The 9,733-nt window shown below is 40.2% G+C and carries 13 protein-coding genes; 6 read left to right on the top strand and 7 right to left on the bottom strand.

Annotated features, from left to right (window positions below):
• Both GNE10_RS26695 and GNE10_RS26700 read right to left on the bottom strand, forming a co-directional pair.
• Positions 1–942, bottom strand: a 942-nt coding sequence (locus GNE10_RS26695) for a DUF262 domain-containing protein (RefSeq protein ID WP_185568376.1), incomplete at its 3' end; no start/stop codon positions are given.
• Between the two features lie 301 nt (positions 943–1,243).
• Positions 1,244–1,987 carry a Uma2 family endonuclease gene (locus GNE10_RS26700; protein WP_185568379.1) on the bottom strand — a complete coding sequence of 248 codons (744 nt, stop codon included), beginning with the start codon at positions 1,985–1,987 and terminating at the stop codon, positions 1,244–1,246.
• Between the two features lie 168 nt (positions 1,988–2,155).
• On the opposite strand from GNE10_RS26700, the gene GNE10_RS26705 reads away from it, so the two are divergent.
• The 5 genes from GNE10_RS26705 (at position 2,156) to GNE10_RS26720 (ending at position 5,540) form a co-directional block, all read left to right on the top strand.
• Positions 2,156–3,190 carry a serine/threonine-protein kinase gene (locus GNE10_RS26705; RefSeq protein WP_185568382.1) on the top strand — a complete coding sequence of 345 codons (1,035 nt, stop codon included), beginning with the start codon at positions 2,156–2,158 and terminating at the stop codon, positions 3,188–3,190.
• 60 nt (positions 3,191–3,250) lie between these two features.
• Positions 3,251–4,687 carry a serine/threonine-protein kinase gene (locus GNE10_RS26710; RefSeq protein WP_185568385.1) on the top strand — a complete coding sequence of 479 codons (1,437 nt, stop codon included), beginning with the start codon at positions 3,251–3,253 and terminating at the stop codon, positions 4,685–4,687.
• 61 nt (positions 4,688–4,748) lie between these two features.
• On the top strand, positions 4,749–4,871 hold the full coding sequence (locus tag GNE10_RS36180; protein ID WP_260447046.1) for a hypothetical protein: 123 nt from the start codon (positions 4,749–4,751) through the stop codon (positions 4,869–4,871).
• Positions 4,872–4,882: 11 nt separating this feature from the next.
• The gene (locus GNE10_RS26715) at positions 4,883–5,143 is read left to right on the top strand and encodes a hypothetical protein (RefSeq protein WP_185568388.1); all 261 of its coding nucleotides are present in this window, start codon (positions 4,883–4,885) and stop codon (positions 5,141–5,143) included.
• Positions 5,133–5,540 (top strand): PIN domain-containing protein, encoded by a 408-nt coding sequence (locus GNE10_RS26720; protein ID WP_185568391.1) that lies wholly within the window; start codon positions 5,133–5,135, stop codon positions 5,538–5,540. Before GNE10_RS26715 ends, GNE10_RS26720 begins: the two co-directional genes overlap by 11 nt.
• On the opposite strand, the gene GNE10_RS36185 is transcribed toward GNE10_RS26720, so the two are convergent.
• From GNE10_RS36185 to GNE10_RS26740, 5 genes are all read right to left on the bottom strand, one after another.
• On the bottom strand, positions 5,541–5,792 hold the full coding sequence (locus GNE10_RS36185; RefSeq protein WP_260447047.1) for a type II toxin-antitoxin system HigA family antitoxin: 252 nt from the start codon (positions 5,790–5,792) through the stop codon (positions 5,541–5,543).
• Between the two features lie 44 nt (positions 5,793–5,836).
• Entirely contained in the window at positions 5,837–5,965 is a 129-nt protein-coding gene (locus tag GNE10_RS36190) for a hypothetical protein (protein WP_260447048.1), read from the bottom strand.
• A 236-nt stretch (positions 5,966–6,201) separates the two neighbouring features.
• Positions 6,202–6,567, bottom strand: a complete 366-nt coding sequence (locus tag GNE10_RS26730) for a hypothetical protein (protein WP_099067056.1) — start codon at positions 6,565–6,567, stop codon at positions 6,202–6,204.
• Between the two features lie 164 nt (positions 6,568–6,731).
• Positions 6,732–6,935 (bottom strand): hypothetical protein, encoded by a 204-nt coding sequence (locus tag GNE10_RS26735; protein ID WP_185568394.1) that lies wholly within the window; start codon positions 6,933–6,935, stop codon positions 6,732–6,734.
• A 250-nt stretch (positions 6,936–7,185) separates the two neighbouring features.
• Entirely contained in the window at positions 7,186–8,268 is a 1,083-nt protein-coding gene (locus GNE10_RS26740; RefSeq protein ID WP_260447049.1) for a hypothetical protein, read from the bottom strand.
• A gap of 517 nt (positions 8,269–8,785) precedes the next feature.
• Here GNE10_RS26740 and GNE10_RS26745 point away from each other — a divergent pair.
• On the top strand, positions 8,786–9,691 hold the full coding sequence (locus tag GNE10_RS26745) for a S1C family serine protease (RefSeq protein ID WP_185568400.1): 906 nt from the start codon (positions 8,786–8,788) through the stop codon (positions 9,689–9,691).
• The last annotated feature ends 42 nt before the right edge of the window (positions 9,692–9,733 follow it).

Consider the following 9,733-nt stretch of genomic DNA (forward strand, 5'->3'; position numbering starts at 1 on the left):
AAATAAAGATTTATTTACTGGAAATTTTCTCGTATTTTTATCAGAAATTTTCCGAAAAGCATTTTCTCCAAAAATATCGTACGCTACCAGCATTGCTGTTTTAAATTTTTCCTTTATCTTTATTAATTCAGCATCATTTAAATCATTTATTTTAGATAAAGCTTCACTTAAAAATACATCCCTACTGTTTTCTTTGTAATCTTTATACGAAGTAAGCAAAAAGGCAAGATAACCAACTATAAACTCTCGGTCATCCATACGCTTTTTTTTAGATTCACTGAGTGGAATTACTTGGATAAATTCTGAAGAACTTGCAAGTTCTCGCAAGAATTTATTGGCTTTGCCTGGGTTCAGAGCATGACGCAGTTCTTGGTTTGAAAGACCTACACCTCCAGTATTAATCCTTTTGAATATATTATATTTGACTTCTGTAGGAGTCCCTTTTTCAATTAAATAGACTGTAGGTTGGGTTTCTAGGATTCGCCGTTGATATCTTAGTTCTAGTTCATCATAAGTTTTACCATTAAGATTTGTGAGGTATTCTAGTCCACTTAGCTTAAGTCTATCTTCACTTTTATCACTAACAAAGTGCTTTAAAGCAGATAGACGTTGTAAACCATCAACAACTACCCATTTATCATCATTAGTAGCATCTATATAAAAAGCTGGTAATGGAATCCGAATTAGGAGAGATTCAATTAGTTTACTTTTAGCATCTAGATTCCATATATTTGCTTGGCGTTGGAAATCAGGTGCTAAATCAAGTGCTGCTTCATCAATTCGTCTTAATAATTGTTCAATAGTTGGTTGTCTTGTTGTAATATTAATTTTATCAGGATCGTATTGAAAGGTAACTTTTTCATATTGTTCATCATCATTATTTTCTTCATCTAAAGTTTTTTCCTCAGCTAATTCTGCATTGTAATTATCCAAATTTATCACGGCGCTTACTCCTTAGGATTAACACTTGTTTGTTCACTCAGTTATTAGTGATGCTCGGTGTTAGTACATCAGCAAATGGGGCTTTTTAACTGGCGTACTTCAATCCTACTATCTTGCCAAATGATAGAGACGTGAAATTTTACGCCTCTACGTACCAGTCTCTTATTTGTTACCTTAATCTATGAAATCAAAAATTGGCGCGTTAGCGTAGCTTAGCGTAGGTATCGCTTGTGGTAAAATCCCAGCAATGTCTGAGAACAAGACGCTTCACTTCTACCAGTTTTAACCTGATTCCAACATATTAGACTTCTGGTTCCACACCAAGCGATCGCAATTGAGCAATCAGAATCTCATTGCGTTGGCGTTCTTGTTCAGCACGTTGGTGTTCTTGTTCAGCTCTTTCATCGCCAGTCAACAACAAATTCCCTTGCAAATCCCACCAGCGCAGCCAGGGTAATTCCATGTTCTGATATTGTCCATGCCACAGACCTAACTCAACTCCTAAACGATGTATGGGATAATGTCCGCGCTCATTTGCTGCTAATAACTGATATTGTCCTCCGATTAATTCATAAACTTCCACACTGGCTTGATTCACTTCATAAATGCCATAAAAAGCTGGATGAATCACCTGCTCATAAATCCAAAATTTACCCTTCCAAGGAGTTTTGTCTCTTTCTTCTTTCCCATCACCAGAGACAAATTCCAAAGCAATCAATGGTGCAATAAACTCTCGCCACAACACATAAGACCTTCGTGAAAGTCCATCTAACGAAGGCGGTACATTTGGTACATAAAACCAATCCGGTGCTACTGCTCCTTTCTCTGGAGGATCTGTTAACCGCCAGTAAATACCTAAGTCCTGACCTATACAATATTGACCTTCTGGATGTAATTGCTGAAGAATGGGTGTAATTGAGTCAGTTAGTAAGATACTTTGGGGATGCTCTTGCCCATTTTTCACGAATGTGCCATCGGAATCTGGTAGCTGCGTGTGGTCAGGAAATGGGGTGAGATCGGTATCGAGGTTGGTTGCAGAGGTCATAAAGTTACCTTTGCACTAGCTAAAGGTTGTTTTTAGTTTAGCAATAGAGGGAGAAAAAAGCGTAGGCGTAGCCCGTCGTAGACATTGCACTATTTCCACACAATTAAGCTCAATTTGTCAACTCTCTGTTATGTGACAATGAATTTATGTATTGTAGGAGTTGCAAAGATGGCTTGGGGAGATGGCGATCGCTTGCAAGGTGGAAAATACACCATTGAAAAAGAATTGGGAAGAGGACGCTTTGGTATTACTTATTTGGTGAAAAATCAGAATGGCGATCGCTTTGTCATTAAAACCTTAAATGATGACTTGCTAAATTCCCTTAATCAATTGGAACGCGAACGGCTAAAGACAATGTTTTTGCGGGAGGCTTTAAAGCTGCAAAAGTGTAAACATAAGTACATTGTGGAGGTCGTAGACTCCTTTGAAGAAGCAGACTGTTTGTGTTTGGTAATGGAGTATGTAAATGAAGTGAGTTTGGCTGACCTGCGTCCACCAATACTTTCAGAACCAGATGCACTACGTTACATTCAGCAAATTGGAGAAGCACTGATAGTTGTACATAAAAATGAACTGATTCATCGGGATGTGCATCCAGGAAATATTTTGTTGCGGAAGCGAGAGGGACAGCTAGAAGCGGTACTAATTGATTTTGGTTTAGCTTTGGACTTTGACCATATCTTAACCACAAGCCGAACTAAGGAAACTTCTGAAGGATTTACGCCTCCTGAACTTTACGCTAGAGGTACTATAACTCGTGCATATAGCGATATTTATTCACTAGCAGCTACTCTGTATAAACTTGTGACAGGAAGAACACCTGTTGATGCAGTAAAGCGCAAAGTTGACGGCGAGCATTTAGTATCTCCTAAAGAATTCAACAAGCAAATCAGCCGTCATGTCAATGAAGCAATTTTAACAGCTATGCAACTAGACCCGAAACAGCGTCCTCAATCAATGCGGGAATGGCTCGATTCTTTAGGGTTAACTGTGGAAAATTCTCAGCCTTCAGTAGTTGTATCATCTAACACAAACTCAAATTGGGAGCGAAACATCCAGTTTTGGGGAGTTGTGATAGCTGCCATTGCTGCAATTGGAACCTTACTTTCAGGCATAGTTGGTTGGATTCCTTTTATCAAAACATCTCCGTCTTCCAGTCCAGCATTAGTGTCTCCCAGTCCTTCATCTAGCAAAACACCGTAGAATTAGCTAAACTCTCATTAAAATGCTTGCATTAAAGTAATTTTTTACTTAGAGGTATTCATGCCCTGGATAGCAGGACAACAATTGCAAGGTGGCAAATATGTAATTGAGCAATTCCTGGGACAAGGGGGATTTGGGATTACTTATAAGGCTTTGCATGTTGAACTAAACCAGACAGTTGTAATTAAGACACCTAATGAATACCTCAGCCACGATCCCGAATATGAAAAGTACATAGAAAGATTTATCCAAGAAGGGCGGATACTCGCACGCTTATCAAAAGACCCTCATCCTCACATTGTGGGAGTAATTGACTTGTTTCGGGAAAGTGCTACCCACTGTTTGGTGATGGACTTTGTTGAGGGAGAAAATTTGTTTGAAGTGGTGAGGCGTAGGGGGGCTTTACCAGAAGCAGAGATTGTACCCTGCATCCGCCAGATTGGGGAAGCTTTGAGCGTAGTGCATCAAGCAGGTTTAGTACATAGAGATGCCCATCCTGGAAACATCATGGTGCGGAGAAATGGCAAAGCCGTTTTAATTGACTTTGGAATCGCTAAAGAACTTTTGCCTAAAACTTTGAGTTCAACAGGCAATGCTGGTAATCATGGATTTGCACCTTATGAGCAGATGACTAGGGGGAGTCGAGAGCCAACTGTTGATGTTTATTGTTTGGCAGCTACACTTTATTATGCGGTTACAGGTCAAAACCCCACAACTTCTTTAGCTCGTAGGGTTGATGATGTTCCTCTAACTCCACCCAAACAAGTTATTTCAGGTATTAGTGACCAATTAAATCAAGCAATTCTCAAGGGTATGGCGCTGGAGGCAAAAGACCGACCTCAATCTATGCAAGCATGGTTGGCAATGTTAGAAGCACCAAAAGTAATGCCTCTACTTCCAATTGAACCAGTTCACAGAACACAAATTGTTCATCCCAGAGTTAAGTTAAAGCCAGAGGTTAACCCAAATAAACCAGCTATTAAACTAACTAAAACCATTCCTTGGGGCTGGTTGAATGGTTCGTTAGTACTTTATGGACTTATGGGTTATGTCTTAACTGCATCTAGTAATCCGTTCGAGGCTGTGGGCGGGTCTGTGGGTTTGTTTTTGACTGTGGGTTTGTTTGCGTATATGGCTTACGATAGCTTGCCCAATGATAAGTTTTGGGATCGGATTATTGAGCCTATATTTTCGGCTACGCTTTGGTCTATGGTTTGGACTGTGGCTGTGACTGTAGTTTGGGTTGGAATTTTAGCTGTGGTTTGGGCTGGTATTTGGGCTGGTATTTGGTCTGAAGTTGGGTTTGGCCTTGTGAATTGGGTTTATGCTGTAGTTTTGGGTTTAGGTGGTACTTCTACTATGGTTTGGATTGTAGCTGCAGATAAATTACGAAAATCTTTTAGCAAGGTTGATACTTTTCTAATTTTAGCTAGCACTTCTAGTCTAGGCTTGGGTTTGGGATGGTTGGGACATAGGATTTTTAATACAGGTTCATAGCTTTATCATCAGAAGCTAACTGGCAAAAGATTTTGTAGCTGTTGTATCAGATTGAGAAACGATGTCTTCCACGGCAAAAAAATATGTGTTCGCGGGTTATGCTTCTAGTTCAATAGCAAGCGATCGCCTCTGTAAAAGTATAGCCACCGAAAAAATAGGCAAAAATAGAACCATCACTCTATGATGAGGTGGATTATGGGTAAAGAAGAACAGTTGCTTGAAGGCTGGCGAGAACTCACACCCGAAAAGCAGCAAAAGGTTTTGGAGTTTGTGGAAGCGTTGAAATTTGAATCAGATGCAACAGCAATTAATACAGAATATATTCCCCAAACGCCTTTAGCTAAGAAGCTGTGGGAAATTCGTATTCGAGCGATCGCCTCTGGAATACAATTACTCAACGAAGCAGAAATTGAACAAGAGCTTGCTGAACGTCGGGGCGGATACCGTGAATCGTAAGAAGACTTACATCGACTCTGGGGTTCTCATCACTGCTTTTAGGGGTATTCACTCAACCAGCATTCGAGCAAATAGCATTCTCAATGACGTAAATCGGGAATTTGTGTCGAGCCAATTTGTCAAGTTAGAAGTACTGCCCAAAGCAATTTATAACCAACAGAAAGACGAAACAGAGTTTTACGAAACTTTCTTTAGCGCTATTAGCTATTGGGCAACAGACTCGGAGCAAATTACACAAGATGCTTATCAACTTGCCTGTATCTACGGTTTAGCTGCGATAGATGCACTTCATGTTGCCGCAGCCCTCTGGCTCAAGGCTGATGAATTGATTACTACTGAAAAGTCAACCAAACCCATGCATCGAGTTACAGCTATTCAAATTATCTCGATATACTAGCTAGGTAAATAAACTGGTATCTACATTAAAATAGTTTGCCAACGCTTCTGCTTGAGTTTTACTAATGGTGCGATCGCCATTAACAATTTGTAAAGCAACTTCCAATGAACCTATTACCTCAGCTAATGCTTCGGTTGTAGTATCGCGTGCGTCCATCAGATGTACTAACATCGAATTGGGTGTACCTTGGAGGATTGGGTAATGGGTTTCTTCAAACTGCTCAATTAAAGTCACCAAAAGTTGCAACAGCATTTCTTCTTCTGGTGTACGATTGGGACGATGTTCTAAGGTTAATGCTAGTGCGTAGACGCGAAGCGGCTTGTCGAAGACATCGCTTCTTCGTTTTCTGCTTCCGTGGTAATGATTTTTGGCTGATACTCCGCTAGCAATTTACCATAAGATTCTGGATTAAAAGTACGGGTCATTTTTCCATTCAGCTTTAGTTGCTATCCTATAGCAATCATAAAGTGCTTCCCTTGCATCTGCATGTGCCTCACAAAATTCTCGTAGAATTCTGCGACTAATAACGTGCATTTAAATTTACTCTGATTACGATTCTTAAATTTTCTCTCAAATTCAGGGTTTTATAAAGCTGCCACCTAATCAAAAATCTCCCGATTTTGAATTCGGGAGAGTGTTAAAAAACCCAAATGTATTGTCTTTATAAAGCAACAACCTCTTGCTTAGGCTTCCGGACTGGACGTTTGCGTTCGCTGCGACGAACGCCTCCTGCCATTTTGTACTCATCGCTATTCTTGCCATACTTTGCGGCTACGCTGACTAATACATGTTCTGTTAATTCCATCAGCGACTTTTCGGCTAATTCAAAGGCTCCCTGAGTTAAATCTACCGTAGAAAGGGTGGAGTTATAAGCTTCCAACTTGTCCTGTGTTTTTTTGATGGCGGTGGCAAAGGTGTCAATAGTGATTCCATTACCTAAATCTAAGGTGGGACTAATCGATTTCAAAGCCGCAATGCGACGCTGTGCCCTATCAAGTACTTTAGACCCACGTTTTCGACGTGACATAAATAACTTTCCTTTTTTTAATTATGCACTAGGATAAAAACTGCCTTCTATCCTTGTCTTCACACCATTAAGATAAACAAAATAGTGGCGAATAACACCCGCAATATTCAGTATTTTATAAAATATTTAATACAAAAAATATTTTATGTTTTAAGTAAAATTATTTATTTTTGTCTCAATTCAATAAACGCTTGCCCGAATTCAACGAACGCTTGAGCAAATTCAATAAACGCTTGAGCAAATTCAACGAACGCTTGAGCAAATTCAACGAACGCTTGCCCGAATTCAATGAACGCTTGCCCGAATTCAATGAACGCTTGAGCAAATTCAATGAACGCTTGAGCAAATTCAACAAACGCTTGAGCCAATTCAACGAACGCTTGACCGAATTCAATAAACGCTTGCCCCCGCGCAAAAGTCTGCGTAGGTGTAGCCTGTTGCAGACATCGCCTTCTTTTAACCCCAAAATTTGAGTCATCATGTCCGCATAATTAACAGGGCTGACGCACAGGTAACGGAAAATCAAACCACAGAGTAAAAACGTAGCAATGCTACGTCTCTACATCGGATGGAATGACTCGTAATAACGGAGTTACGTTATTTTTGCGTAATTTCTGATTAGTTAGCAATAGGTGGAGCTAAAGCTACACGGGGAATACCGCCACCACCAATGCTATTTGGACTGTTATTATCAACAATGTAAAGCGCTTGAAATAATCTCATTAATTCTTCATAGAACTTGCCATTTTTATTGTTTAAATCGTAGCCATAAATTTTCCGAAATTCTTCGTTAACTCCTTGCTCAACTGCAATATCATGAGAATCCCATGCTGAATCATCAACTACATAAGCGCCATAATCTTGTAGTGCATGAAAGATTTTTTTTGCTGCGGATGTTTGCAAGTTGAGGGTATGTGTTTTTACTGTTGGCGGAATAGCTAATAAAGTTCCTTGTACAAGAGCCGGGTTTTTACCACCATAAACTTGAGCGGCATAATTATCAGCGCGATTTGCAGGCCAACGATACCCAGGAATAGAATTTGTGTAGTAAAGATATTTTTTAGCCCACAGCAACACTTTTAATGCATGGCGAATGGGTTGATTGTTGGTAAGTTCACCTTTGCGAATAGAACCACCAATGGAAGAAAGACCAGAACCAAAATGTGCCCCGCCTATTCCGTCTCCATAAATATTGATATCAGGATAGTAATGCCAACCATAAATTGAACCTGCTTGTTGGCAACGAGTCAAAGGTTGAAGCTGTACTAAAGTTTTACCGTCTGCCATTAAAAAGGCTGAAGCATTATTAGGTGTATAATATGGATATATTGTGGCATCTGGAATAATCAATGTATCTGGTATCGGTAAATAAATATTCATTGATTTAGTACCTGTACAACGTCCTTGACCCCAAGTACCAGGGGCATAAACTGGACGTAATGGATGCTGAGAATTAGTTTTATAAAAATACTCTTTATCGATGCTAATATTTTGTGCTTTTTCAATATTTGCCTTGATGTAACGCGCATTGGAACCAATGGGCATATTCCAAGGGGATCTCGATGAAAAAGGCCACAAAAATTTGTCTCGCGTTACGATTTGACTAGAAGTAGGTGAATAATGAAGGCTAAGAATGGCTACGATAGTTATAAGAACAACAAGTAAAAGTAGCTGCTGTCTGCGATTAGTCAAAATTGTCATGATGTTCATTGAATTAAGCGATACTTTTGCGGAAAATGTTAATACAGGAATCGGCTTTTATTCCTGAGATTATTTGGGTAGAGAGGGAATAGGAAACAGGGAATAGGGAATAGGTAAGAAGGAATCAAAGTGTACTGAGTTTTTTTCAAAAATCAAATGCGAATCCTATACCAATTGTTAATGTGCGGTAAAAAAATATAACTGTTAGTGGTGTTTGTTGAATGTTAATTGTTGAATGTTAACAGTGCGGTTTGTAAGGGCGAATGGTGGTTTGTAAGGGCAAATGGTGATTTGTAAGGGCGAATGGTGGTTTGTAAGGGCGAACAGCCGTTCGCCCCTACTTGAAAAACGCTGTATTTTAGGAATTATTTTGTTTTAGTCGTAATGACGTACAATAGTAGCAAAACTAAAGACAACTAGCCATTTTACTAGGTAGAATTCTCTCCATTTTTCCGATGTTATCTATAGATGTAAAACGGCAGTATAGAAGCATCACAAAATGTTGTTGGAGAGTTTTATGTCTTCACTGCTGGCACTGTCTAACAGTTTAGCCGACACAGTAGAACAAGCCGGAAGTGCTGTGGTTGCTGTCAACGCTGGTAAACGCATTTCTCCTAGTGGGATTCATTGGCGCAAGGGTATTATTATCACTTCGGATGAGTCGCTTGGGCGTTATGAAGAAATCACCATCACTTTATCAGATGGCAAAACTCAACCAGTTTCTTTCCTCGGCCATGACCCTAGCACTGATATAGCTGTATTTCAACTGCAAAATTATCAACTTCCTGTGGTACAAATTGGGGATGCCACAAATCTCAAAGTCGGTCATTTGGTATTGGGACTAGCAAGAAGTAGCCAAGGTGATTTACGGGCAGCAATGGGAGCAGTCAGTGTAGTTACTGGTGCGTGGCAGAGTATGAGCGGTGGTAATATTGACCAATTTATCCGCCCAGATATCACTTTTTATCCTGGTTTTGCTGGCGGCCCCCTCGTAGATGCGGCTGGTTATATAGTTGGTATGAATACATCGGGGCGACGCGGTACAGTTTTAACTATCCCTGCGGCTACAATCGATCGCGTGGTTAACCAATTACTGACTAAAGGGCATATTTCACGGGGTTATTTGGGCGTGGGAATGCAGCCTGTACGCTTGCCTAGCAACCTTAAAACAGCTTTAAATTTAGCTACAGCAACGGGGGTGATTGTTGTTAATGTGGAACCCTCCGCCCCTGCTGATAAGGCTGGTTTGTTGCTGGGGGATGTGTTAGTTACATTCGATGGTGTTGCTGTGAGTGATACCAATGATGTATTAGCACTACTAAATAATAGCGATCGCATTGGTAAACTCGTCAACGTGCAACTTGTTCGAGGTGGCGCATTAATTAACTTAGATATTCTCATTGGCGAACGACCTGCTGATTAGAAACTTCCAAGTTAGGCTGACACGGAGATACGGGGACAGGGG

Source organism: Nostoc sp. 2RC (assembly GCF_014222165.1).
In the GTDB taxonomy this organism is placed as follows: Bacteria; Cyanobacteriota; Cyanobacteriia; order Cyanobacteriales; family Nostocaceae; genus Nostoc; species Nostoc linckia.

Bases quoted from the DNA above. Each gene is read 5' to 3' on its own strand.
- GNE10_RS26705 (WP_185568382.1), top strand. From the start codon at position 2,156: ATGGCTTGGGGAGATGGCGATCGCTTGCAAGGTGGAAAATACACCATT.
- GNE10_RS26745 (WP_185568400.1), top strand. From the start codon at position 8,786: ATGTCTTCACTGCTGGCACTGTCTAACAGTTTAGCCGACACAGTAGAA.
- GNE10_RS36180 (WP_260447046.1), top strand. From the start codon at position 4,749: ATGTCTTCCACGGCAAAAAAATATGTGTTCGCGGGTTATGCTTCTAGT.
- GNE10_RS26730 (WP_099067056.1), bottom strand. From the start codon at position 6,567: ATGTCACGTCGAAAACGTGGGTCTAAAGTACTTGATAGGGCACAGCGT.
- GNE10_RS26710 (WP_185568385.1), top strand. From the start codon at position 3,251: ATGCCCTGGATAGCAGGACAACAATTGCAAGGTGGCAAATATGTAATT.
- GNE10_RS26740 (WP_260447049.1), bottom strand. From the start codon at position 8,268: ATGACAATTTTGACTAATCGCAGACAGCAGCTACTTTTACTTGTTGTT.
- GNE10_RS36190 (WP_260447048.1), bottom strand. From the start codon at position 5,965: ATGACCCGTACTTTTAATCCAGAATCTTATGGTAAATTGCTAGCGGAG.
- GNE10_RS26700 (WP_185568379.1), bottom strand. From the start codon at position 1,987: ATGACCTCTGCAACCAACCTCGATACCGATCTCACCCCATTTCCTGAC.
- GNE10_RS36185 (WP_260447047.1), bottom strand. From the start codon at position 5,792: ATGCTGTTGCAACTTTTGGTGACTTTAATTGAGCAGTTTGAAGAAACC.
- GNE10_RS26715 (WP_185568388.1), top strand. From the start codon at position 4,883: ATGGGTAAAGAAGAACAGTTGCTTGAAGGCTGGCGAGAACTCACACCC.